Origin of the sequence: Deinococcus sp. NW-56, assembly GCF_002953415.1 — a bacterium.
Taxonomy (GTDB): domain Bacteria; phylum Deinococcota; class Deinococci; order Deinococcales; family Deinococcaceae; genus Deinococcus.
Window position 1 is genome coordinate 1797136 of the sequence record NZ_CP026516.1, and the last position, 21807, is coordinate 1818942.

Here is a 21807-nt window from a genome sequence, read left to right on the forward strand (position 1 = left end):
GGGGGGAGGGCCATGTGGCAAGGTGCCCCCATGAACCAGAACAACGAGCACCCCACCCGCGAGGAGACGATCAAGGCGATGGCCGCCGTCATGAAGGGCGTTAAGTTCGCCATGCTGACGGTCGAGACTGAAGACGGCCACCTGCAGGCCCACCCCATGACCACCCAGCAGACCGAGTTCGACGGCGACGTGTGGTTTATCGGGGGCAAGGACACCAAGCAGGTCCAGAGCATGATGGTCCGCCCCAACGTGAACGTCAGCTATGCCGACCACAGCGGCGGCAACTACGTCAGCATCAGCGGGCAGGCGGAACTGGTGGAGAACCGCGCCAAGCTCGAAGAGCTGTGGAGCGACTTCTACAAGGCGTACTTCCCCGGCGGCATCGACGACCCCAGCGTGCAGCTCATCAAGATCGAGGCGCAGGGCGGCGAGTACTGGGGCAGCGACGGCAAGCTCAAGAACATGCTCCAGATGGCCCGCGCCGCCGTGACCGGCAAGCCCGCGACCGACCTGGGCACCAACGAGACCGTCGAGTTCTGAGTCCGGGGTCAAGCACAAGAAGAGAGGCGAGGGATGTCCCCGCCTCTTTCTCTTGGTCGCTCCTCAGTCCAGCTTGAGGTCGAAGGTCGGCACGGCGGGTTTGGGGTCTTCGGCAGGCTTGGCCGGGGTTGCGCCGTCCAGCACGAGATCGTCAGCGGCAGCGGTCACGGCCTCCACGGCCGTCTCCTCTGCCACCTCGTCCGGCCCGATGACGATGGTCTGGGCGGGTGGTTCAATGTCCAACTCCTCCGCAGGTACGTCTGTGGCAACTGGTCCGTCCTCGGAGATTTGCGGCGCGTCCTGAGCCTCGGTGCCCAGCGGAGCGGAGGGCGTCGCTGGGTCCTCCACCACGTCCGGCCCGAGTTCGATGGGCTGGGAGGGTGCCTCGATGGTCAGGGGTTCGGCGACCGGCGCCTCCGCATCGGGGGAAGCCGCCTGGGCCGAGGCCACGTCGTCGGCGGTGGTCTCCGGGGATTCCCCACTGGCATCGGCAACCTGGGGAGCGCGGGCGTGGGCGTGGAAGGTCAGGGACGGGGCAGGCTGGACTGTGACCTGCATGGCTGGGGCCGTTTCGGCGCGGGGAGCCGCCGCAGGAGTGGCTGGAACGCCCTGGGCCGCGCGGCGGGCGGCGATCAGGATCGCGTCGACCTCGTCGGCACTCAGCAGGCCCTTGGCTTGCAGGGTGCTCAGAATCGCCAGCGAGAGCTTGCGGACGTATTCCACCTCGGTGGCGGAGGGGGCGGGCGGAGTGGGTTGCGCGTCGGGCCGCGTCATGGGGGCACCCTAGCGCGTCCGGGTGGACTGTGGCGAGGGGCCGGGCAGACTGTGGGGTCGGCGTCAGCCGGAGGGGGACAGGCTGATCTAGAGTGAGCGGGCATCCGCAGGCGACATGGACACGGCCGCGAGTCAGCTTCTCTGGGCGGTGGTATCGTGTGGCCTGTCTGCAACGGCGAGGCGCGGTTTCTCCCCCTGGGGAGGGCCGGAGCACGGTCCGCCGGGCACGCCGCGGCCCCCGCCCTGCCGCAGGGAGCGCAGGGAAGGCACCAAGGAAGAGGAGGACTGAGGGAATGTACCGAGGAAGAGAAGGGCAGTGGGCGTGGCTGCTTCACCGCCTGTCGGGGCTGGCGATTCTGGCTTACTTCCTGCTGCACGTGGTCAGCATCAGCCTGATCATGTTCGGCGAGGACGTGTATATGGCAGTTCACGAGGCGTATGACCTGTGGCCCTTTCGGGTGGGTCTGATCCTGGTGACGGCGGGAGTGGTTTACCACGCCCTGAACGGCCTGCGCATCATGGTGATGGACTTTACCGGCCGGGGCGTGGCCTACCAGCGCCAGATGTGGTACGGCGTGATGGCCCTGACCCTGCTGGCGACGGCCTACACCACCTGGGTGAATATTCCGCGCATCCTGGGGGGCTACTGATGATTCGCGCACGCACCTTCACCGATGCCCGGCAGCAGTCGCACTCCAACGCCGAGTTGAACTGGTGGATCTTCATGCGCATCAGCGGCCTGATCCTGGTCTTTCTGGTGCTGGGGCATATCTACATGACCTTTATCCAGGTCAGCGAGTCCGACGCCACCTACACGGCGGTGGTCGCCAAGCTCCAGAACCCGGCCTGGAAGTTCTATAACTGGACCATCCTGGCGCTCTCCATGCTGCACGGGGTCAACGGGGCGCGGTATTCCATCGAGGATTACGTGCGCTCGCGGCCCAACCGGGCGTGGGTCAAGACCATTTTCTACACGATCTGCGCGGTGATCTTTACCCTGGGCACCGTCGGACTGTTCTCGATCTAGGGCTTAGAGCATTTGTCCAAATTACGCCGTGAGTGGAACGGCACACCTCACGGCTCCACTTTCCCAAATGCTCGCTTGAACTCTCTCGCTCCGCTCGGTCAAAAAGAAGGTCTCTTTTTGACAAGTGCTTTAAAGGACGGACTATGCACCATCGTTTCGACGTACTGGTGGTGGGGGCGGGCGGCGCAGGACTGATGGCCGCCCTCTACGCCGCCAAGGGAGGCGCCTCGGTCGCCTGCATCACCAAGCTGTACCCGACCCGCTCGCACACCGGGGCCGCGCAGGGGGGCATCGGCGCGGCGCTGGGCAACGTGCAGGAAGACCACTGGGAATGGCACATGTTCGACACCATCAAGGGTGGCGACTATCTGACCGACCAGGACGCCGCCGAGGTGTTCGCCAAGGACATCATCGACGCGGTGTACGAACTCGAGCACATGGGCCTGCCCTTCTCGCGCACGCCCGAGGGCAAGATCGCCCAGCGCAAGTTCGGCGGCCACACCCGCGACTTCGGCAAGGCGGCGGTCGAGCGCTCCTGTTACGCGCAGGACCGCACCGGGCACATGATCCTCCAGACGCTGTTTCAGCAGAACGTCAAGGAGGGCACCACCTTCTACAACGAGTTCCACGTCACCGACCTGATCATCGAGGAGGGGCGCTGCCGGGGCGTCGTGGCCTACCACTACGCGACCGGGGAGATCCACACCTTCCACGCGAAGGCGGTCGTGCTCGCGGCGGGCGGCTACGGGCGCATCTTCAAGATCACGTCCAATGCGCTGACGCTGACGGGCGACCTGATGAGCATCTACTACCGCAAGGGCCTGCCGCTGGAGGACATGGAGTTCTACCAGTTCCACCCCACCGGCCTCGCCAAGCTGGGCATTCTGGTCACGGAGGGCATTCGAGGCGAGGGCGGCATCCTGCGCAACGCGGACGGCGAGCGCTTCATGGAACGCTACGCGCCCACCATCAAGGACCTCGCGCCGCGCGACATCGTCTCGCGCTCGATCATCACCGAGATCCGCGAGGGCCGGGGCGTCGGTGCCGACAAGGACGCCGTCCACATCGACCTGACGCACCTCCCGCGCGAGGTGATCGAGGGCAAGCTCGCGGAGATCACCGACCTCGCCCGCACCTACCTGGGGCAGGACCCGGTCAAGGACCTCGTGGCGATTCAGCCCACGGCGCACTACGCGATGGGCGGCATCCCGACCGACATCAACGGGCTGTGCCTCAGTGACGGCGCGGGCGGCAGCATCGAGGGGCTGTACGCGGCGGGCGAGCAGGCCTGCGTCAGCTTGCACGGGGCCAACCGCCTGGGCACCAACTCGCTCGGGGACCTGATCGTGTTCGGCCGCCGTGCCGGGACCGCCGCCGCGCAGTACGCCCGGCAGGTCGAGTACGCGGAGATGCCCGCGAACGTCGAGCGCGAGAGCGTGGCGGTGCTCGAGGACCTGCGGGCCGCGAGCGGCAAGGAGAACGCCGCCGTCATTCGCCGCGAGCTGCAAGAGTCGATGATGAACAACGTCGGCATCTTCCGCAACGGGCCGGACATGGCGCGGCAGGTCGAGATCATCAAGGACCTCAAGGACCGCTACCGCCACGTGAGCGTGTCGGACCCCGGCCGCCGGTACAACAGTGAGCTGATCGAGGCGATGGAACTCGGCTTTATGCTCGACTGCGCCGAGGCCATGACCGCCAGTGCGCTGAACCGCACCGAGTCGCGCGGCGCCCACGACCGCGAGGACTACCGCGAGCGCGACGACGCCAACTGGCTCAAGCACACCATGGCCTACAAGAACCTGAACAAGCCCGGCGACGTGGTGATCGGCTACAAGGACGTGGCCCTCAAGGGGTACACCCACGCCTTCGAGCCGAAAGCCCGCGTGTACTAAGTGGGGCGGGGAAGGGGCCTCCCGGTCTCCCCTCCTCCCCACCCCAGAGGAACCGACATGGCAGAACAGCACATCACCAAAAACACGTCCACCACGCCCCCCATGCGCGTGAATGTCAAGATTCTGCGCTTCAACCCCGAGACCGACAAAAAGCCCCACTGGGAGACCTACCCGGTGGAGGCGCAGCCCAGCGACCGCGTGCTGGACGTGCTGAACTACATCAAGTGGTATGTCGAGCCGACGCTGACCTTCCGGCGCTCGTGCGGGCACGGCATCTGCGGCAGTGACGCGATGATGATCGCGGGCCGCAACCGCCTGGCGTGCAAGGCGCTGCTGCGCGACGTGGTCAAGGACGGCGGCACCCTGACCGTCGAGCCGATCCGGGGCCTGAAGGTCGAGAAGGACCTGCTGGTCGACATGGACCCCTTCTTCGACTCGTACCGGGCGATCATGCCCTACTTCATCAACGAGTCGCCGCCTCCAGCCGGGGAGCGTATCCAATCGCCCGAGCAGGCCGACCGGATGCAGCACTCCAGCAACTGCATCCTCTGCGCGTGCTGCACCACCTCCTGCCCGATCTTCTGGGTGAACGGCTCGTACCTCGGCCCGGCGGCCATCGTGCAGGCGCACCGCTTCATCTTCGACAGCCGCGACGAGGCCACCAACCAGCGCCTGAACATCATGAACCAGAACACGGGCGTCTGGCGCTGCCGCACCGCCTACAACTGCACCGAGGCGTGCCCCCGCGACATCCCGATCACCACCATCATCGAGGAGGTCAAGCGGGCGGTGATGTACCAGCAGTCGTAAAGCCCCACACGCGAGAAGCAGAGGCCACCAGACCTCTGCTTCTTTTTTTGCTCCTCGACGCTCAGAACTGCATGACGTACCGCACCCCGGCCTCGTCCCGGCACTCGCCGAAGCCGCGCCCCGCGTCGTCCACGGTGAGGGTGCAGGCCAGGGTACGAGGCGCCGGGCCAGCGGTGCGGGCGATCAGGCTGCCCGCGCGGAGGGTGCCCTGGGGCTGCGGGGCGGGGCCGAGGCGGGCGCCCCAACCGAAGGTGGAGCCGCCCGTCCCCGCCGTGCCACCCACCGCCACGCTGAGGGTGAGGGGCGCGGGCGCTCCGGCAACGGTACCGTCCAGCACCGTCACGCGGCCCGTGTAGGTTTGCCCGCCGATGCTGAGGGTCACGTTGTCCGGCCCCGCTGTGGGCAGGCTGGGGCGCAGGCTGCCCGCCGCGAACGTCACGGTGCCCTCCTGCCCGGTGGCGGCATTGACAACCCGGCCCGGCGCCGCCGCCGTGAACGTGGGGGCACACGAGGCCAGCAGCGCGGCGAGGGCCACGGCAGCAAACTGTTTCATGGCCCCAGCGTAGTCGGGCGCGGCGGGGCTTTGGTGACCGCCGCCACACCCAGCTCACCGTTCTGCGAAGTCGTGGACGAAGCGGACCTGCGCCTCCGTTTCAATGGCCCCCTTGCGGGCCTCGCGCACGCGGAGGATGGCCTGCTCGGGCGGCATCCCCGCGCGGACGAGCAGGCAGGCAGCGACCAGCCCCGCCCTGCCCAATCCCCCCCGGCAATGCAGGACGACCGCGCGGCCGTCGAGCAGGTGGTCCATCAGCTCATCCAGAAAGGAGCCGAATGTATCGAGGTCGCGCGGCACGTCCACGTCGCGGATCGGGCAGCCCACCAGCGTCAGCCCGCGCCCCGCGACCCGCTCGTGGTAGTCGGGGATGCCCAGCAGCTCGAACTCGTGGTCTTCCAGCAGGGGCGCGATGACGCTCACGCCCTCCTGCGCGAGGCGGGTCAAGTCGGCGTCCAGGTCGCGCTCGTGGGTCACGCCGGGCTGGTACAGGCTCTCACCCTTCTTGCCGGGAGCGATGGTCAGGCCAAGGCGACCCGGCCACAGGCCCGTGTCTACCCAGTCCACCCGCAGTGGGGAGGTGGTGCTGGTCATGCCCCGGCCTCTTCCCGGAGCCAGCGGGCTGCGTCGAGCGCGTGATAGGTGATGATCGCGTCGGCCCCGGCGCGGCGCATCCCGGTCAGGGTTTCGAGCACGGTGCGGCGCTCGTCCATGTACCCGGCCTGGGCCGCCGCCTTGATCAGCGAATACTCGCCGCTGACGTTGTAGGCGACCAGGGGCAGGTCAAAGTTCTCGCGCAGCGCCCGCAGCATGTCGAGGTAGGCCAGCGCGGGCTTGACCATCAGGAAGTCGGCGCCCTGTTCGGCGTCCAGCCGGGCTTCCCGCAGGGCCTCGCGCTCGCTGCCCGCCGGGTCCATCTGGTAGGAGGCGCGGTTGCCCACACTGGGGGCGCTCCCCGCCGCGTCGCGGAAGGGACCGTAGTAGGCGCTGGCGTACTTCACCGCGTAGGCCATGACAGGCACGTGGTCAAAGCCCGCCGCGTCCAGCGCCGCCCGAATCGCGCCGACCTGTCCGTCCATCATCGCGCTGGGAGCCACGACATCGGCCCCAGCGCGGGCCTGTGAGACGGCGGTGCGGGCGAGGAGTTCCAGCGCGGCGTCGTTGTCCACCGTCCAGTCGCCCTCCCCCGTCTGGCACAGCGGCCCGCAGTGGCCGTGGTCGGTGTACTCACACAGGCAGGTGTCGGTGACCACGGTCACGCCCGGCACCCCCGCCTTGATCGCCGCCGCCGCCCGCTGAATCACGCCGCCCTCGGCGTAGGCCCCGCTGCCCTGGGGGTCTTTCTGGGAGGGGATGCCGAAGAGGATCACGCTGAGGATGCCCAGTTCCAGCGCCTCCTGCGCCTGGGCGACCGCCCCCGCGACCGAGTGGCGGCTCACGCCCGGCATGGTGGCGATGGGGGTCTCGCCGTCTTCCTCGTGGACGAAGATGGGGTGGATGAAATGGCGGGCCGAGAGGCTCACCTCGCGGGTCAGGGCACGCAGGCCAGCGCTGCGGCGCAGGCGACGGGGACGCTCCAGCATGGGAGGCAGGCTAGCGCAGCGGGGGCCGCAGGAATGGAAGGCAGGCGCCGCCGGTCAGACGACGAAGGCCCGCACCCCCCGCCCCAGGCATGCCCGCAGCAGATTCTGCCGGGTCCGGGCGACGACCTCCGGGTCGGGGTGGGCGACCGCGATGACCACGCGGGAGCGGCCCGCCGCGTCCTGACCGCGTTCCAGGCTCAGACGGGCACCGCCCGGCACGTCTAGCAGGGCGGCGAGGGTCGCCTCGTCGGGCGGCTGCGGCAGGGTGACGTACTCTCGGCCCTCTCCCCCACCCGTCATCCGGCGTGGCCGAGGCGGTCGGCGGCCTCCCGCGCGGCTTCCTCGCCCCAGACGTGGGCGGCCACGGCAAGGGCGGCGTGGAGGGCAGGCAGGCCGGAGGGGGTCGTCGTGAGGAGGCCGTCGGTCACGACCTCGCCGGGGCGTACATCGGCGGGCGCGTAGCCCCAGAGCGTGTCCGCGAGGTCGGCGGGGCCACCCACCACCCGGCCCGCCAGGGTGCCCGCCATGCCGGGAAGCAGGAGACCGCCCCCGCTCGCGCCCGTGGGCAGCGCCGCGTGCCTGGCGAGAAACTCGCGCAGCAGGGGGTCGCGGGCCGCCTTCGCCGCGCCGGGGCCGCCGGGAATCAGGAGGGCGGCGGGTTCGGGCAGCGCGGCGTACAGGACATGCGGCGTGCTCACCAGCCCCCCGGCGGTCACGATGCTCGCCCGCGAGCGGCTCACCGTGCGGGCCCGGCCCTCGCCCCCGCACAGGCGGCAGACGGCGACCATGATGCCGAGTTCCAGCTCACTGACCCCGGCGTAGACGGGGATGGCGACGACGGGGCCTTCGGGCGCCGTTCCCTCCGGAGCAGGAACCTCGGTCATGGCCGCAGCCGCTCCACCCGGTAGCCTCGGCGGGCGTGGGGCGGGCCGACCTCGCCCTGTGCCAGCAGCCGGTCGGCGGCTTCGGCGGACAGGCGCTCCACCCGCAGCAGGTAGCCGCGCAGCGTCTCGGGGGCGTCGAAACGGCGGGGGTGGGGGTCGCCCTCCACCCGGAGGTCGAGCCAGTCGGGACCGTGGGGCTCGGCGGTCATAGCTCGCGCAGGTCCTCCCACAGTTGCCAGCCCACGCCGGGCGGGGTCGCGTCCAGCAGCGGGTTCAGGGCGTGGCTGGCGGCCTCGGCGTGGGCGTGCAGGGCGTCCGAGCCCGGTTTCTCGTCGTACAGGCGCAGCACGGTGAACTGGTAGAAGGTCTGGGTGGCAGTCGGCTCGCCGTTCTCGAAAAAGGCGAAGGGCGGCTGCACCGCGTCCCACAGCACGTGCGCGTCGTCGAGGTCGTGGGTCAGGAACTGTTCGAGGTCCACGTCCAGGCTCTCGGGGTGCCACAGGTAGCCTTGCAGCAGGCGCACGGCGGCGCGGCCGTTCCCGGCCGAGGCACTGGACTCTTCGGGAGAGGTCATCAGGGGGCAGCATACCCGCTGGCCCCGGCCGCCATTCCCGCAGCGGGGTTCTGCTTTGTTAATGGGAGAGACTCCTCTTCCTGCCCATCACGGCCGCCCTCGTGATTTTGCCCGTCCGTCTGGGACAGAGCGACCTCTACACTTTCCCGCCCCCCGTCTGTACCGGAGCTGTCTCCAGCAGCACCAGCGCGTCGCGCACCCGCCACGGCCCCGGCTCCCAGCCGGGATGCAGCGCCCGCAAGACGGCCTCCGGGTGGGGGTGCTGCCCCTCCAGCGCCCGCCCCGCCTCACGCCACACGCCGGGGCAAAAGGGGGCCAGGGCGGGGTCAGCGGCGAGTGCCCCGCGCAGCCAGCGCAGGGTGGGGAGGCCGTCCCGGATGGTCGCTCGGGCCTCCAGCGCCAGCAGGCCCGCCGTCAGGCCGGGGTCGGCGTCGGGGGGGCCGGGGGGGCCGGGCAGCCCGGTCTGAACACGGCGCAGCAGCGCGTGGGCGCGGTTGATATGCCCCAGCGCTTCTTCCTCGCGGCCCGCCCGCAGCAGCGCCTCGGCGTGGAGGGCGTGGGCCTGTGCCCCCGCGTAGGGGTGGTCGGTCAGGTCCAGCGCCCGCCCGGTGAATTCCAGCGCCCGCCGGGGGTCGGGGTCGGCCAGAGCGCGGCTGAGCCACTGGTCAAAGCGCAGCACCTCCTCCCGGTCGCCGGAGGCAGCGGGGGCCGCGAGGAGATGGTCGAGCAGGGCACGGGCGTGGGCGAGGTCGGGGTGGTCGGTGGCTGGCCCGGCGAAGGGCTGGAGGTAGGGCAGTCCCACCCCCCGTGTCAGGTAGGCCAGCGCGACCCGGTAGTCGGTGCGGCGGGTGCGGTAGGCGGCCTCCGGGCGGCGCGGGCCGGGGCGGGCGAGCAGGCGACGGGCGGCGGCCGCGAGGGCGAGCGCCTCGTCCGGACGGGCCAAGGCGAGCAGCAGCGGCACCCCCTCGCTGAGTAGCCGGGCGCGGGGCACAGCGTCGCCGTCCCAGGACCCGTCAGGGAGCAGGGCCAGCGCCGAGCGCCAGCGCTCCAGGCCCTCGGCGGGGCGGCCCAACCTCCGCAGGGCGGTCGCCGCGCGGGCCAGGGCGCGGGCCTGCTCCTCGGCGCTCCCACCCGCCGCTTCCAGCCGCCCGGCCGCCTCGGTCAGGGCCTCCAGCGCCCCGTGGGGCTGGCCCAGGCGCAGCCGCAGGTCGCCCTCCTGGTAGCGGGCGCGGGCGGAGAGCAGCGGGCTGGCCTCGGGCACCCCGCGCAGGCCGCGCAGCGCCGCCTCCCAGTCGCCCCGGTCCTTGGCGACGAGGCCGCGCCACAGCTCCGCCCGCGCTCCCCCCGCCGCCGTGCGCGGGTCGGTGACGGCGCGGGTGGCCGCCGCCAGGTCGCCGCGCCAGCGGGCCAGCGCCGCCTCCACGAGCAGGGCGTCCGCCTGCGCCGCCGCCTGCCAGGGGTCGGGGGGACCGGCGAGGGCCGAGCACAAGTCGGGGTGGTGCAAGCCCGCCTCGGCCGCCTCGAAGTTGCCCGCGTCCACGCTGCTTTCTGCCAGTTTGACCCGCGCCCACGCCCGCACCGCCGCCCGCCCGGATTCGAGCAGGGTGAAGAGGGCGTCGCGGGCACCCGGATCGTCGTACTCGCCGCGTCCGGCGTGGTGGGCGGCGACCGCGCGGGCCAGCGCTTCCCGCACCTCGCCCGCTGCGCCCCGGCGCACGCGCGGCCACAGGGGCGGGAGGTGCCGCGTCTCGTCGGGATGGGCCGCGAGCCAGCGGGCGAGGGCCTCCCACTCCCCCAGCCCCGCGAAAGCGGTCAGCCGTGCCCCGGCGAGGGCCGGGTGGGGCGGCGCAGCGGTCAGGCGACGGCGGGCCGCGTCCTGCTCGGCGGCGGGCACCCCGGCGAGGGCGGCGGCGAGGGCCGGGGCCGGGGTCCACCCCTGCGGGTGCGGATGCAGCAGGGCGCGGGCATGGGGGGGCAGGGCCGTCACCTCGTTTCCCAGCGCCGCCGCAAGAGGCTCGGGGCACAGAATGTCGCCTTCCAGCGCCGACACCGCCGCCGCCAGCCGCCGCACGTCGGGGTCGGCGAGGAGGCGGGCGGGGGGGCCGCCGGGTCCGGCTCGCCCCCCGCCGCCAGCAACGCGAGGCGGTCGAGGTGCCGCCCCGTTTCGCGCACGAGCGCATCCGCCCGTTCGCGAGACACCCCCAGACGCGCCATCAGGTAGGCCCGCGCCTCGGCGGGGGTGGGGGGCCGCAGGTCGATGACCTCGGCGACGCCGGGAGGCAACCCCGCCGCGTCCTCCAGCGCGAGCAGCACCGCCACACCGGGCGGCGCGAGGCGCAGCAGGTGCTCGGCCGCCCACGCCGCCGGGGTCAGGGGGCCGTCGGGCGAGCGGGGCGGCTCTCCCCCGAAGCGCACGTCCGACGTGACCCGCGCGAGCAGCACGCCCGGCACGGGGGGGAGGGCGCGGCGGGCTGCCTCCGCTTGCGCCGCCGCCTGCCCCGCCCAGGAGGTGCCCGCCGGGGTCAGACGCAGAGTGTCGGCCACGTCGCCGTCCAGCCCCAGCCGCCGCACGCTCAGGCCCGGCACCTCCTCCAGCGCCCGCTCCAGGTGGTCGAGCAGCACCGTCTTGCCTGCGCCGGGCCGCCCGGTCACGATCAGCCGGGGCGAGCGCCCGGCCCGCACCCCGGCCAGAAACTGCTTGTAGGCGCGTTTCTTGGCGCGGCCCAGCAGTTCGAGTTCGGGGGGCAGCGGAGCGGGCGGGGCCGGGTCGGGGGCAGCGACCTCCAGCGGGCGGCCCGCCTCCCGCGCGAGGTCGGCCAGGATGCCGCGCAGCAGTGCCTTGTCGCGCGGGGTGCCCACGTCGCGGTAGACGATGTTGCGCACCGACGCCGGGTTGCCGCCCCGCTCGCGCAGCTCGGCCTCCAGCCAGCGCAGGCTGCCGCGCACGCCCCGGCCCGGCTCCTGCTGGGGGGGCAGGTGCACGCGCAACTCGGCCAGGGCTGCCTTCCAATCCACGGTGGGGCGAGCCTAGAGCATTTGCCATGGAGGTGCCGCCGCAGGTGCTGTCCACGCCCCCCGGTTCCTGACGGGGCGGGTCAGATTCTGCGCGGGCGCCTGTGTATACTCGGTCCAGTTTTCCCACAGTTCAGACCCCAGGAGGAACCCCCATGTCCCAGAAGTTTGCCGTGCCTGCCCTCGTGACCCTCGCCCTTGCCGCTGCCGGAAGCGCCTCCGCGCAGTCGCTCGCCGCCGCGCAGTCCCTGTACGACCAGGGCAAGTGGCAGGAGGCCGCCAGCGCCGCCGCCGCCCTCAAGACCAGCGCGGGCTACGCCCTGGCGGCCGAGTCCACCACTGCGGGCGCGGGCCTGAGCGCCGAGAGCGCCAAGAAGGGCCTGTTCCAGAAGGCGCAGGACTACGCCCGTCAGGCGATCAGCGCCGACAAGAACAACCCCGACGCCTACTTTGAACTCGCCCGCGCCCAGGGCCGCCTCGCGCAGTACAGCGGCATCCTGAACAGCCTCGGGCTGGCGGGCGATATGAAGAAGAACCTCGACACCGCGATCAAGCTCAGGCCCAATATGGCCTCCGCCTACGTGGCGCTGGGGCTGTGGCACGCCAACCTCGTGTCCAAGGGCACCGTGGCGACCCTGGCGACGGGCGCCAAGCGCAACCAGATCAACCCCAACTTCGAAAAGGCCATCGCGCTGGAGCCGAACAAGGCCATTCACCGCATCGAGTACGCCAACGCGCTGATTCTGCAGGGCAACAAGGCGGCGGCCCGCACCCAGCTTGAAAAGGCCGTGACCCTGCCCGCCGACACCTTCTGGGAAAAGCGCGATCTGGAGCAGGCGCGGAAGACGCTGGCCGGGCTGTAAACCGTCAGCAACGTCGAAGAGTCCCAGCCTCGGCTGGGGCTTTTTGTTGCCGGTCAGCCTCCCAGGAGCGCCACCGCCCCCGGCAGCACCTCCACGCGCACCCCCGTCGCGCGGCCCACCACGTCGCCGTCAAGGTGCAGCCAGGTCGGCTGCGCCCAGGCCAGCTCGGCCACCCGGCCTGCCTGGTGGTGCACGCCGGGGTCACCCAGGTGACGGCCCGGCAGTACCAGCGCCATCAGCCGCAGCACCTGCCGCCGCCCCAGCGGACCGCTGACGACCACGTTGAGGAGGCCGTCGCGTGGGTCAGACTCGGGACTGATGTGAAACCCGCCCCCGTAGCGCGTGCCGTTCATGGCGGCGGCGAGGATGCTGGGGCCGGCATACAACGGCTTGCCGTCCACGTCCGCCGTGACGGGGGTGAGGGTGAGGTGACGCAGGGTGGTCAGCGCGGCCCAGGCGTAGCGCCCCAGCCCCGGCAGCCACGCGGGGGCGTCGGGGAGCCGGGCGGTGAGCTGAGCGTCGAAGCCCATGCCCAGGCCGTTGAGCAGCAGCCGCGTCTCGCCCGCACGGTCGCCTCCCTGCAAGGATACCCGCAGGGCATCCACCGGCCGGGGCGACCCCGCGAGCCGCGAGAGGGCCGCCCGGAAGTCCCCCGGCTTGAGGCCCAGCATCCCCGCGAAGTCGTTCCCGGTGCCCAGCGGAATGACGCCCAGGGGCCGCCCGGTCCCCACCAGCGCGGGCAGTAGCGCCCCCACCGTGCCGTCGCCGCCCACCGCGAGCACCGCCACGCCGGGGGGCAGCGCCTGCACCCGCGCCAGCGCCGCCGGACCGCTCGCCTCCTGAATCACCTCGTACTCCAGCCCACGCACCCGCAACTCGGCTTCCAACCGGGGCCAGGTGCGCCCGGCCAGGCCCCGCCCGGCGGTGGGGTTGAGGACGACGGCATAGGAACGGGCGAGTGGGGCCAACGGGGAAGGTGCCTGGGTCACGTTAGGGGCAGGATAGAGTCGCCAGCGGTCCGCCGTCAGCAGGAGACGTGGGCCGACTTGGCTGCTACGCCCAGTCTTCCGGCCGCTGGGCCAGCCCGAAGTGCCACGCCACCGCCGCCGCGATGCGCCGCGCCGCGTGTCCGTCCCCGTAGGGATTGCGGGCCGAACGCATCCGGGCGAGTTCGGCCTCGTCGGAGAGCAGGCGGCCCAGCACCGCGCGGAGGTTCTGGGGATCGTTCCCGGCGAGGGTCAGCACACCCGCCTCCAGCCCCTCGGGGCGCTCGGTGACGTTGCGCAGGACCGCCACGGGGACGCCCAGCGCCGCGCCCTCCTCCTGCAAGCCCCCGGAGTCGGTCGCCAGCAGCGCCGAGGCCGCCATCAAGGGAGCCATCTGCGCGTAGTCGAGCGGGTCGGTGAGTTCGAAGTTGGGCAGCCCCGACAGCGCCGGGCGCACCGCCTCCTGCACCGCCGGATTGAGGTGAACCGGGTAGACGAAATGGGTGTCGGGGTGGGCGCGGGCCACGTCCGCGAGGGCCTCGGCCATCTCGCGCATCACCGGCAGGTTTTCGCGGCGGTGCATGGTGACGGTCACCAGCCGCCCACCCGCGTCCAGTTTCGCCTGCCACTCGGGGCGCAGCGGCACCCGCCCGGCGACCTCGCGCACCGCGTCCACGGCGGTCTGTCCGGTCACGAAGAGGCCCAGCTCTCCCTTGCCCTCCCGGCGCAGGTTCGCCGCGCTGCCGGGGGTGGGCGCGAAGTCGAGGTCGCTGAGCACCCCGGTCAGGCGGCGGTTGGCCTCCTCCGGAAAGGGTTCGCGCATGCTGCCGCTGCGGAGCCCCGCCTCCACGTGTCCCACCGGAATCCCCTCGTAAAAGGCGCTGAGGGCCACGCAAAAGGACGTGGTGGTGTCCCCGTGCACCAGCACCATGTCCGCCCCCATGTCCCGCAGCTTTCGCCCCGCCTGCGGCACGATGCGCCCGGTCAGGTCGGCCAGCGTCTGGCGGTCGGTCATGACCTGCAGGTCCTCGTCGGGGGTCAGGCCGAAGACGGCGAGCGCCTCGTCGAGCATCTGCCGCTGCTGCCCGGTCGAGAGGATTCGCGGCGTCAGGCCAGGCTGCGCGGCGATGGCCGAGTACACCGGGGCCATCTTGGTGGCTTCCGGGCGGGTGCCGAAGGCGAGGACGATGCGCTTGGGGGCGGGGTCAGTCATGGAGGCTCCAGGGGTCAAGACAGCGCCCCGGCAGGGGCGGGGCGAGAGGGGAACTTAGCGGTGGTCGCCCGAGGGGGCGGGAGGCACCGGACGGACCGCTTCACGGCCGTGCGCCCGCACCCGGCGGTGCGCGACGAACCACAGACAGAAGGCACAGGCGGCCACGGTCCCCGCGATGGCGGCGAGGGGCACCCCCTGCGCCAGCATCCCGATCACGCCGCACCACAGGGCGACGATCCACAGGATCACGGCGGTGCGCCGGGCCGACGACGTGCGGGCCAGCACCCGGTGATGGATGTGGGTCTTGTCGGGGTGCCCGAGCGGATTGCGGATGCCCCGCGCCAGCCGCCCGATCACGACCTGCGTGGTGTCGAGGATGGGCAGCGCCATCACCAGCAGCGGCACCAGCAGACTGGCCCCCGCACTGAATTTCAGGGTTCCCAGCAGGCTCACGGCGGCGAGCGTGTAACCGAACAGGTACGCTCCCGCGTCGCCCATGATGATCCGGCTGGGGTTGAAGTTGTGCCGCAGGTAGCCCAGCGCGGCCCCCGCCAGCCCTGCGAGCAGCACGACCGCCGCCGCCCGGTCCGGAAACTGCGCCGCCGTGACGAGCAGCACCATGCTCGTCACGAAGCCCACGCCGCCCACCACGCCGTCCACCCCGTCCATCAGGTTGACGGCGTTCGTCAGGCCCACCACCCACAAGATGGTGAGCGCCACGCTGAGCGGCCCGTTCACCCCGTCCGGCAACGTGGGCAGGAAGGGAATCGCGTTGAAGTCCAGCGTCAGCCCGTTGACCACCAGCAGCACCGCCGAGAGCGCCTGCACGATCAGCCGGAACAGGGGCGAGAGGCCGAACTGATCGTCGATAAAGCCGGTCAGCACCAGCACCGACGCCCCCAGCAGGATCGCCAGCACCTGAATATTGACCTGCTCGATCACGATGGGCCGCAGCGCCCACGCCACGACCACGCTGACCAGAAAGCCCGCGAAAATCGCCAGCCCACCTGCGTTGGGCAGCGGCTCCTTGTTGAGCCGCCGCTCGTTGGGTTGGTCCGCCCAGCCCACCTTGATGGCGAACTCGCGCACGCGCGGGATAAACCGCCAGGTAAAGAGCCACGCGGTCAGAAAGGTGAGCAGCACGCTCAGAAAGCCGCGCCCGGTGGGGTTGGCGATCCCCAGGGCGGCGGCGAGGTCCCTCAAGAAATCCATAAGCTGATGGGATTGTACGGGTCAGGCATGAGGAAGGCGACCGACGAAAGGTGCAGCCTGCCCTCCTCCCGCGTCTCCCCTACTTCGTCCCGTAAATGCGGTCGCCCGCGTCGCCCAGCCCCGGCACGATGTAGCCGTGGTCGTTGAGGCGCTCGTCCACGGCAGCGACCACGATCTCCACGTCGGGGTGATCGCGCTCGATAACGGCGACGCCCTCGGGGGCCGCGAGGATGCACATCAGCTTGATGCTCTGGGCGCCCGCCGCCTTGAGCGCCGTGATCGCCGCGCTCGCACTGCCGCCCGTGGCGAGCATGGGGTCAGTCAGGAAGACACGGCGCTCGGCGATGTCGGCGGGGAGCTTGTTGTAGTAGGCGACGGGTTGCAGCGTTCCAGGGTCGCGGTACATCCCGATATGCCCCACCTTGGCGGCGGGCACGAGGTTCACGATCGCGTCCGTCATGACCAGTCCGGCCCGCAGGATGGCGACGAGGGCGAGCTTCTTCCCGCTGAGCATCGGGAACTCGCCTTCCTCGATGGGGGTCTGGAGGCGGGTGGGCGTCATCTCCAGGTCGCGCATCGCCTCGTAGGCGAGCAGCATGGACACCTCGGCGGCGAGTTCGCGGAACTCCTTGACGCCGGTGTGCACGTCGCGCATCAGGGAGAGTTTGTGCTGGATGAGGGGATGGGTGACGGCCGTGAGCATGGCCCCACGATACCCGCCCGGCGGTAGCTGCCCCAGACCTATCCCGGCAACCGCGCCAGCACATGCCGCGCCAGCCGCTCCTTGACCGGCCGCTGGCGGTCGAACTCGTAGGGTTCGTTCATCAGGAACCAGTACAGGTCGTGCAGGTAGGTGTGCGCGAGGTACGCCCGCAGCCGGGTCAGGGTGGCGGGGGCGTGGTCGGGCAGGAGGGTCAGCGCCGCGTTCAGGCTCTCTCCCGGCGGCAGGAGGTCGAGGGTGCCCGTCTTGAGCAGGGCGAGGTCGCGCAGGGGGTCGTCCCAGCCTGCCTTCGTCCAGTCGATGACAAGGACTTCACGGCTAGCCCCGTCCGCCGGAACGGGCGGCGTGATCAGGATGTTGTCGTGCCACAGGTCGAGGTGGCAGAACGAGGCGGGCTGGTCCAGCAGCCCACGCTCCAGCGGTTCCTCGACCGCGTCGAAGAGGTCGTCGAGGGGATAGGCTGCCAGCGCCGAGCGGAAGCGCCGCAGCCGCTCGCGCACCCGGCGCAGGTCCACCTGCCCCGCCCGCTCCTGGTGCAGCGCCCGCAGAATCTCGCGCAACCTCGGCAGCGCGGCGGGAACGTCGGCGGCGGTGAGGGGACGCCCCGGAAAGCGGCGCAGGATCAGGGCCTCAACCCCGTCGGCCTCGACCGCGTCCACCACCCAGGCCCCCAGGTCGGCGCGGCGCATGTTTCCGGCCTCCAGGCGATGCTCGCCGCGCTGGGTGCGGTACACCTTGACGACCACGTCGCCGCCCGCCGCCGCGTACACCCGGCTCTGCATCCCCGCGTCCATCGGGGTCAGGGGACCGAAGCGGGCTTCCAGCACGGGGAAACGGTGGGATGGCAGGCCGCCCAGGGTCACGCGGGCATCATAGCGGGGCCGCGCCGGGCCGGGCGGGACCGTGGCCCCGCGTGACCGGGGACGTTCAGGCCTCCGCGCCCGCCGGGACGGGGGGCAACCCGGCGAGCAGCTCCACGAGCTGTGGGTCGAGAGCCTTGCCCGCCTGCGCCTGCACGGCGGCCAGATTCCCGTCCGCGTGGGCCGAGGCGTTCGCCACCGCGAGGATGCGGGCATACAGCGGAATGTCCTCGCCCGCCAGTCCGTCCGGCTCGCCCGACCCGTCCCAGCGCTCGTGGTGGTGCCGGATGGCCCGCTGCGCCTCCGCGAGGTGCGGAACGCTGTGCAGGAAGTTGGCCCCGACCTGCGCGTGCCCCGGCTCGCCGTGAATCTTGCCGAGGTCGTGCAGCAGCGCGGCGTACCACAGCTCCTCGCGCTCACGGGGCGACAGGCCCGCCGCCTCCCCCAGCCGCGCCGCCGTCTGCGCGACCGTTTGCCCATGCCCCAGCGCGTCGAACTCCAGGCTTTCCACGGCCTCGACCACGGCCGAGGCAATCTGGCGGGCCGTCTGCCGCCACTCGCGGCGGCTTTCCATCACGGCGACGAGCGGGGCGACCGCCCCTGCCCAGGAAGTGACTGCCGACTGCGCGGCCGGACTGAGGGACGTGCCCGCCGGACAGTCCAGCACCAGCGCCCCCAGCGTCCGCCCGTGATCGGTCAGCGGCACCACGAAGGTCAGCGGCGCCTGCCGCGCTCCTGCCGCCTCCAGCCGGGCCAGGGCCTCCGGGGGGTTGGCCGCGTAGAGGTCGCGGTCCTGGAGGAGCTGGGGACGGCCACCCGCCGTCACCCACGGCCCTTCCAGCGTGGTGCCCACCAGGGTGCGGGGGTAGCCGTGGGCAGCCGCGACGGGGGCGGCCCCACGGCCCAGCACCGCGTAGCCCCTCACCTCACCGCCCAGCAGCGTCGCGGCGTGGGCCAGTGCCCCTTCCAGCACACTCGCCGCACTCGGCCGTGCGAGCAGGCTCGCGAGCAGGGCGGTCGCGTCGGCGGGGGCGCTGCCGAGGGCCGGGGAGGGCGTGACAGGAGCAGCCTCGGACCCGGAGGGAGGCTGCGGCGGACGGGGGCGCCTGAACACGTTGTGCGGAGTATACCCGCGCTACCCTGCCCCGGTGACGCGCCCCCCCACCCGGACCCCGCCCCCCCCAGCCCGTTTTAGCCGGGTCACGGCGGCCGTCGAACGTGGCTACGCCCGCTACGCGCGGCAGGCAGAGGGTTGGCTGACCCGCTACCGGGAGCGCGGCGGACACGTCTACTGCGGGGCCGGGTGCTTCGCGTGCTGCAACATGCCCATCCGGGTAAGTCTGGCCGAGGCGCTCGTTACCGCGACCGCGCTCGATGAGGAAACGGCGGCCCGTGTGGAGGCGCACGCCCGCCAGGTCCTGCACAACGCCCGCACCGCTCCCGACGAGGAAACCTACGTGGAGCGCCACCGCCGCGAGGTGGGGTTTTGCCCGCTGCTCGACCGCCAGACGGGGGGGTGCAGCCAGTACGCCGCCCGCCCCACCCGCTGCCGCGACACTTTCAGTGCGCTGCCCGCCCGCTACTGCGCTGCCGGAACCTGGGAGACCCTGACCCGCCGCGAGAAGGCCGACTACGCCCGCGAGGTCGCCCGCACCCCCGGCACCGACGGCGAACTGCATTACGTGGCGCCCCTGGAACACCTCTCCGAGCCGATCTGGGCCGCCGCCGCCCGCGCCATGCGCCAGGAGTGGGGCCTGGAGGTCTGGGGCGACTTCTGGACGCTGACCACCCTGGCCCGGCGGGGGGACTTCATGGACCGGGTCGCGCGGGGCGACGCCCGGGGGGCGTGGCAGGCCGCGCGGCGGGCCGGGCTGGCGCATGCAGTGGTGCTGGAGATCGGGTAACCCACAAAAAAACTCCAGCCGGGGCTGGAGTCAAGAATCGCGAGCCGCTCAGGTGCCGGGTGCGAACCGCGTGTGTCCCCGCAGCCGCACCGCCCGGTAGTACGCCTCCGCCGCCGAGAAGCATGCGGGCCGGGCCGCCAGGGCCTTGCGGGCACAGATCGCCCGCAGATTGGCGTAAAAGGCCTCGTCGCTGGCGCGGCGGTTGGCGGCGGTCGGTTCCAGCACCCGCAGGTTGTGGTACGCGAAGTCGTGCACCACGCACGCCGGGGCGAAGTCGTCGCGGTAGCCCAGGCCGAGGCCCCGCGGGGTGCTGCACCCGTTGTTCTGCCAGTCGAGGCCGGGCCACAGCGGTTGAAGGCGGGGCCGCGCCGCCGCGAAGGCTTCCGGCGTGCCCCACCCCAGCCGCTTGACGACCGCCACCGGGTCCTCCTCCCCGTCAGGCACAGGCGGAAAGAGTGCCGGGGCACACGACCCCAGCACTCCGGCCACTAGCACCAGTCCGGCGCGGCGCACAGCGCTTACTTGCGGGCCGCCTCGATCAGGGCGGGCACGATCTGGTTCACGTCGCCCACGATGCCGTAGTCGGCGACCTTGAAGATGGGCGCCTCGGCGTCCTTGTTGATCGCCACGATGTACTTGCTCTTGCCCATGCCCGAGAGGTGCTGCACCGCGCCGCTCACGCCCAGCGCGACGTAGGCCTTGGGCTGCACGGTCTTGCCCGTCTGGCCCACCTGCTCGGCATAGGGCCGCCAGCCCGCGTCCACGACCGCGCGGGTCGCGCCCACGCCCGCCCCGATGCGGTCGGCGAGGCCCTCGACGTACGCCGAGAAGTTCTCGGGGCTGCCCACCCCGCGCCCGCCCGTCACGATCACGTCGGCTTCGGTCAGGGCCACGCGGCTGGACTTCTCCACGCTCTTGCCCGTGACCTCCACGCGGAGAGCCGGGAGGTCGAGTTCCACGTCGTACTGCTCGCCTGCGGCCGCCGCCGCCTGGGCGGGCGCGAAGGAGCCGGGCTTGACCGTCACCACGATGACGGGCGCCTCGGCCTCCACCGTCTCGGTGACCCGGGCGAGGTAGGTGTAGCGCTGCGCTTGCAGGGCCGCGCCGTTCGCCCGCAGCGCGATCGCGTCCTCGAGGTAGGGAGCGTCGAGTTTCACGGCCACGCGCGGCGCGAACTCGCGGCCCGAGCGGCTGCCGCCGATGATGACGGTGTGCGCCTCGCCCTCCTGGGCGATCTGGGCGGTCGCAGCGGCCCACAGCTCGGCGTTGTACTGCGCCAGTGCGGGCAGGTCCGCCACGAGCACCTGATCGGCGACGGCAGCGGCGGCGTTGGCTACGTCGGCGGTGCCGTGACCCAGGACGAGCAGGGTGATGGGGCCTTCGCGGCCCGACTCACGGGCGGCGGTGACCATTTCGAGGGTGGCCTTGGCGAGCTGGCCGCCCGAGTGTTCAGCGACGATCAGGATCATGCGAGCACCTTCCAGTGTTGGAGAGACATGTGGGGTTCCCAGAAAAGCGCAGGGGCCGTCCCCGGAGCGTTAAGCAAGGACTTTCGCTTCGTTGCGCAGGAGTTCGAGGAGCTGTTCGGCAGCCGCCTGCGGGTCCTTGCCGTCGATCATCTTGTTCAATCGGGCGCGGGTCTGGATCTCGCTGCCCACCACGCGCACGGTCGGCGCCGTGCCGTAAGTGTCCAGCGTATCCTTGCGCAGTTCCTTCTTCTTGGCCTTCATGATGTTGGGCAGCGTCGGGTAGCGCGGCTCGTTGAGGCCCTGCTGGGTGGTCACCACGGCGGGCAGGGAGGCGCGGAAGCTCTCGTTGCCGTCGTCCACGTCGTGGCGGCCGGTGAGGGTGTCGCCCTCGACCTTCAGCTCGTTCGTCCAGGTGAGCTGCGGCCAGCCCAGGCGCTCGGCGGTCGCGGCGCCCAGCGCCTGGCTGTCCCAGTCGGCCTCCTGCCCGCCGACGAGGATCAGGCCCGCACCTTCCGCCTGCGCGACTTGGGTCACGACGCGGCTCAGGGCGATGGGGTCGAGCTTCTCGTCGGTCTCGACGTGGATGGCCCGGTCGACGCCCATCGCCAGGGCGGTCCGCAGGGCGTCCTCGACCCGCTTCGGGCCAACCGCCAGCGCCACGATCTCCTCGACGGCGGCGCCGCCCTCGCGCAGACGCAGGGCCTCTTCCACACCGTACTCATCCATGCCGTCGATCACCAGGGTCGCCCCCTCCAGATCGACGTGGCCCCCGCTGATCTTCACGCGGGCCTCCGCGTCGGGCACTTGTCTTACCAGGGTCAGGATCTTCATTTGGCCTCCAGAATAAAGCGGGGTGGCGATTGGCCCTCCCCCTTGCCGCTACAGTTTGCCGTTTGCTGTCCAGGGCAGGTGGACCCGGAAGGGCCT

General features: G+C 71.6%; 26 protein-coding genes. 7 read left to right on the plus strand and 19 right to left on the minus strand.

Annotated features, from left to right (window positions below):
• Window positions 1-30 precede the first annotated feature (30 nt).
• Window positions 31-540: a pyridoxamine 5'-phosphate oxidase family protein gene (locus tag C3K08_RS08970; protein WP_104990998.1), complete on the plus strand. Its 510-nt coding sequence runs from the start codon at window positions 31-33 to the stop codon at window positions 538-540.
• 63 nt (window positions 541-603) lie between these two features.
• Here the strand turns inward: C3K08_RS08970 and C3K08_RS08975 are convergent, their stop codons facing one another.
• Window positions 604-1314: a hypothetical protein gene (locus tag C3K08_RS08975; RefSeq protein WP_104990999.1), complete on the minus strand. Its 711-nt coding sequence runs from the start codon at window positions 1312-1314 to the stop codon at window positions 604-606.
• 293 nt (window positions 1315-1607) lie between these two features.
• Between C3K08_RS08975 and sdhC the strand changes: the two genes are divergently transcribed.
• From sdhC to C3K08_RS08995, 4 genes are all read left to right on the plus strand, one after another.
• On the plus strand, window positions 1608-1964 hold the full coding sequence (gene sdhC / locus C3K08_RS08980; protein WP_104991000.1) for a succinate dehydrogenase, cytochrome b556 subunit: 357 nt from the start codon (window positions 1608-1610) through the stop codon (window positions 1962-1964).
• The gene (locus tag C3K08_RS08985) at window positions 1964-2341 is read left to right on the plus strand and encodes a succinate dehydrogenase hydrophobic membrane anchor subunit (protein WP_104991001.1); all 378 of its coding nucleotides are present in this window, start codon (window positions 1964-1966) and stop codon (window positions 2339-2341) included. Before sdhC ends, C3K08_RS08985 begins: the two co-directional genes overlap by 1 nt.
• Window positions 2342-2484: 143 nt before the next feature.
• Entirely contained in the window at window positions 2485-4236 is a 1752-nt protein-coding gene (sdhA, locus tag C3K08_RS08990) for a succinate dehydrogenase flavoprotein subunit (RefSeq protein WP_104991002.1), read from the plus strand.
• Window positions 4237-4293: 57 nt separating this feature from the next.
• Entirely contained in the window at window positions 4294-5046 is a 753-nt protein-coding gene (locus tag C3K08_RS08995; protein ID WP_104991003.1) for a succinate dehydrogenase iron-sulfur subunit, read from the plus strand.
• A gap of 61 nt (window positions 5047-5107) precedes the next feature.
• Here the strand turns inward: C3K08_RS08995 and C3K08_RS09000 are convergent, their stop codons facing one another.
• From C3K08_RS09000 to C3K08_RS18475, 9 genes are all read right to left on the minus strand, one after another.
• Window positions 5108-5599 (minus strand): hypothetical protein, encoded by a 492-nt coding sequence (locus C3K08_RS09000; RefSeq protein WP_104991004.1) that lies wholly within the window; start codon window positions 5597-5599, stop codon window positions 5108-5110.
• Window positions 5600-5653: 54 nt separating this feature from the next.
• Entirely contained in the window at window positions 5654-6193 is a 540-nt protein-coding gene (locus C3K08_RS09005) for a cyclin-dependent kinase inhibitor 3 family protein (RefSeq protein ID WP_104991005.1), read from the minus strand.
• Window positions 6190-7182: a porphobilinogen synthase gene (gene hemB, locus C3K08_RS09010; protein ID WP_104991006.1), complete on the minus strand. Its 993-nt coding sequence runs from the start codon at window positions 7180-7182 to the stop codon at window positions 6190-6192. The genes C3K08_RS09005 and hemB overlap by 4 nt, the downstream gene beginning before the upstream one ends.
• Before the next feature lie 54 nt (window positions 7183-7236).
• Complete coding sequence (locus C3K08_RS09015; RefSeq protein ID WP_104991007.1) at window positions 7237-7482, minus strand: hypothetical protein; 246 nt, start codon at window positions 7480-7482, stop codon at window positions 7237-7239.
• The gene (locus tag C3K08_RS09020) at window positions 7479-8066 is read right to left on the minus strand and encodes a transcriptional regulator (RefSeq protein WP_104991008.1); all 588 of its coding nucleotides are present in this window, start codon (window positions 8064-8066) and stop codon (window positions 7479-7481) included. The genes C3K08_RS09015 and C3K08_RS09020 overlap by 4 nt, the downstream gene beginning before the upstream one ends.
• Window positions 8063-8275: a hypothetical protein gene (locus tag C3K08_RS09025; protein ID WP_104991009.1), complete on the minus strand. Its 213-nt coding sequence runs from the start codon at window positions 8273-8275 to the stop codon at window positions 8063-8065. Before C3K08_RS09025 ends, C3K08_RS09020 begins: the two co-directional genes overlap by 4 nt.
• The gene (locus C3K08_RS09030; protein ID WP_104991010.1) at window positions 8272-8640 is read right to left on the minus strand and encodes a DUF3208 domain-containing protein; all 369 of its coding nucleotides are present in this window, start codon (window positions 8638-8640) and stop codon (window positions 8272-8274) included. Before C3K08_RS09030 ends, C3K08_RS09025 begins: the two co-directional genes overlap by 4 nt.
• Window positions 8641-8776: 136 nt before the next feature.
• Window positions 8777-10711 carry a hypothetical protein gene (locus C3K08_RS09035; protein WP_234009033.1) on the minus strand — a complete coding sequence of 645 codons (1935 nt, stop codon included), beginning with the start codon at window positions 10709-10711 and terminating at the stop codon, window positions 8777-8779.
• Complete coding sequence (locus C3K08_RS18475) at window positions 10624-11655, minus strand: hypothetical protein (RefSeq protein ID WP_234009034.1); 1032 nt, start codon at window positions 11653-11655, stop codon at window positions 10624-10626. Before C3K08_RS18475 ends, C3K08_RS09035 begins: the two co-directional genes overlap by 88 nt.
• A gap of 152 nt (window positions 11656-11807) precedes the next feature.
• Here C3K08_RS18475 and C3K08_RS09040 point away from each other — a divergent pair, with 152 nt between their 5' ends.
• Window positions 11808-12515 (plus strand): hypothetical protein, encoded by a 708-nt coding sequence (locus C3K08_RS09040; protein ID WP_104991011.1) that lies wholly within the window; start codon window positions 11808-11810, stop codon window positions 12513-12515.
• 53 nt (window positions 12516-12568) lie between these two features.
• Here C3K08_RS09040 and C3K08_RS09045 read toward each other — a convergent pair whose 3' ends face one another.
• The 6 genes from C3K08_RS09045 to C3K08_RS09070 form a co-directional block, all read right to left on the minus strand.
• Window positions 12569-13504, minus strand: coding sequence for a diacylglycerol kinase family protein (locus C3K08_RS09045; protein ID WP_104991012.1), 936 nt, complete (start codon window positions 13502-13504; stop codon window positions 12569-12571).
• 64 nt (window positions 13505-13568) lie between these two features.
• The gene (gene wecB, locus C3K08_RS09050) at window positions 13569-14714 is read right to left on the minus strand and encodes a non-hydrolyzing UDP-N-acetylglucosamine 2-epimerase (protein ID WP_104991013.1); all 1146 of its coding nucleotides are present in this window, start codon (window positions 14712-14714) and stop codon (window positions 13569-13571) included.
• A 54-nt stretch (window positions 14715-14768) separates the two neighbouring features.
• Entirely contained in the window at window positions 14769-15926 is a 1158-nt protein-coding gene (locus C3K08_RS09055) for an MraY family glycosyltransferase (protein WP_104991014.1), read from the minus strand.
• Between the two features lie 79 nt (window positions 15927-16005).
• Window positions 16006-16629, minus strand: a complete 624-nt coding sequence (upp, locus tag C3K08_RS09060; RefSeq protein ID WP_104991015.1) for a uracil phosphoribosyltransferase — start codon at window positions 16627-16629, stop codon at window positions 16006-16008.
• Between the two features lie 38 nt (window positions 16630-16667).
• The gene (locus C3K08_RS09065; RefSeq protein WP_234009035.1) at window positions 16668-17510 is read right to left on the minus strand and encodes a phosphotransferase family protein; all 843 of its coding nucleotides are present in this window, start codon (window positions 17508-17510) and stop codon (window positions 16668-16670) included.
• A gap of 64 nt (window positions 17511-17574) precedes the next feature.
• Window positions 17575-18621, minus strand: coding sequence for an HD-GYP domain-containing protein (locus C3K08_RS09070; RefSeq protein ID WP_199776905.1), 1047 nt, complete (start codon window positions 18619-18621; stop codon window positions 17575-17577).
• A 34-nt stretch (window positions 18622-18655) separates the two neighbouring features.
• On the opposite strand from C3K08_RS09070, the gene C3K08_RS09075 reads away from it, so the two are divergent.
• Window positions 18656-19411, plus strand: a complete 756-nt coding sequence (locus tag C3K08_RS09075) for a YkgJ family cysteine cluster protein (RefSeq protein ID WP_104991016.1) — start codon at window positions 18656-18658, stop codon at window positions 19409-19411.
• Between the two features lie 48 nt (window positions 19412-19459).
• Here C3K08_RS09075 and C3K08_RS09080 read toward each other — a convergent pair whose 3' ends face one another.
• The 3 genes from C3K08_RS09080 to C3K08_RS09090 all read right to left on the minus strand — a co-directional run bounded on the left by C3K08_RS09080 (window position 19460) and on the right by C3K08_RS09090 (window position 21711).
• A complete protein-coding gene (locus tag C3K08_RS09080; protein ID WP_234009036.1) occupies window positions 19460-19855 on the minus strand; it encodes a phospholipase A2 in 396 nt (131 codons plus the stop codon).
• Between the two features lie 74 nt (window positions 19856-19929).
• Window positions 19930-20880, minus strand: coding sequence for an electron transfer flavoprotein subunit alpha/FixB family protein (locus C3K08_RS09085; protein WP_104991018.1), 951 nt, complete (start codon window positions 20878-20880; stop codon window positions 19930-19932).
• Window positions 20881-20949: 69 nt separating this feature from the next.
• Window positions 20950-21711: an electron transfer flavoprotein subunit beta/FixA family protein gene (locus C3K08_RS09090; protein WP_104991019.1), complete on the minus strand. Its 762-nt coding sequence runs from the start codon at window positions 21709-21711 to the stop codon at window positions 20950-20952.
• Window positions 21712-21807: the final 96 nt, after the last annotated feature.

Bases quoted from the DNA above. Each gene is read 5' to 3' on its own strand.
- C3K08_RS08970 (WP_104990998.1), top strand. From the start codon at position 31: ATGAACCAGAACAACGAGCACCCCACCCGCGAGGAGACGATCAAGGCG.
- C3K08_RS08975 (WP_104990999.1), bottom strand. From the start codon at position 1,314: ATGACGCGGCCCGACGCGCAACCCACTCCGCCCGCCCCCTCCGCCACC.
- sdhC (WP_104991000.1), top strand. From the start codon at position 1,608: ATGTACCGAGGAAGAGAAGGGCAGTGGGCGTGGCTGCTTCACCGCCTG.
- C3K08_RS08985 (WP_104991001.1), top strand. From the start codon at position 1,964: ATGATTCGCGCACGCACCTTCACCGATGCCCGGCAGCAGTCGCACTCC.
- sdhA (WP_104991002.1), top strand. From the start codon at position 2,485: ATGCACCATCGTTTCGACGTACTGGTGGTGGGGGCGGGCGGCGCAGGA.
- C3K08_RS08995 (WP_104991003.1), top strand. From the start codon at position 4,294: ATGGCAGAACAGCACATCACCAAAAACACGTCCACCACGCCCCCCATG.
- C3K08_RS09000 (WP_104991004.1), bottom strand. From the start codon at position 5,599: ATGAAACAGTTTGCTGCCGTGGCCCTCGCCGCGCTGCTGGCCTCGTGT.
- C3K08_RS09005 (WP_104991005.1), bottom strand. From the start codon at position 6,193: ATGACCAGCACCACCTCCCCACTGCGGGTGGACTGGGTAGACACGGGC.
- hemB (WP_104991006.1), bottom strand. From the start codon at position 7,182: ATGCTGGAGCGTCCCCGTCGCCTGCGCCGCAGCGCTGGCCTGCGTGCC.
- C3K08_RS09015 (WP_104991007.1), bottom strand. From the start codon at position 7,482: ATGACGGGTGGGGGAGAGGGCCGAGAGTACGTCACCCTGCCGCAGCCG.
- C3K08_RS09020 (WP_104991008.1), bottom strand. From the start codon at position 8,066: ATGACCGAGGTTCCTGCTCCGGAGGGAACGGCGCCCGAAGGCCCCGTC.
- C3K08_RS09025 (WP_104991009.1), bottom strand. From the start codon at position 8,275: ATGACCGCCGAGCCCCACGGTCCCGACTGGCTCGACCTCCGGGTGGAG.
- C3K08_RS09030 (WP_104991010.1), bottom strand. From the start codon at position 8,640: ATGACCTCTCCCGAAGAGTCCAGTGCCTCGGCCGGGAACGGCCGCGCC.
- C3K08_RS09040 (WP_104991011.1), top strand. From the start codon at position 11,808: ATGTCCCAGAAGTTTGCCGTGCCTGCCCTCGTGACCCTCGCCCTTGCC.
- wecB (WP_104991013.1), bottom strand. From the start codon at position 14,714: ATGACTGACCCCGCCCCCAAGCGCATCGTCCTCGCCTTCGGCACCCGC.
- C3K08_RS09055 (WP_104991014.1), bottom strand. From the start codon at position 15,926: ATGGATTTCTTGAGGGACCTCGCCGCCGCCCTGGGGATCGCCAACCCC.
- upp (WP_104991015.1), bottom strand. From the start codon at position 16,629: ATGCTCACGGCCGTCACCCATCCCCTCATCCAGCACAAACTCTCCCTG.
- C3K08_RS09085 (WP_104991018.1), bottom strand. From the start codon at position 20,880: ATGATCCTGATCGTCGCTGAACACTCGGGCGGCCAGCTCGCCAAGGCC.
- C3K08_RS09090 (WP_104991019.1), bottom strand. From the start codon at position 21,711: ATGAAGATCCTGACCCTGGTAAGACAAGTGCCCGACGCGGAGGCCCGC.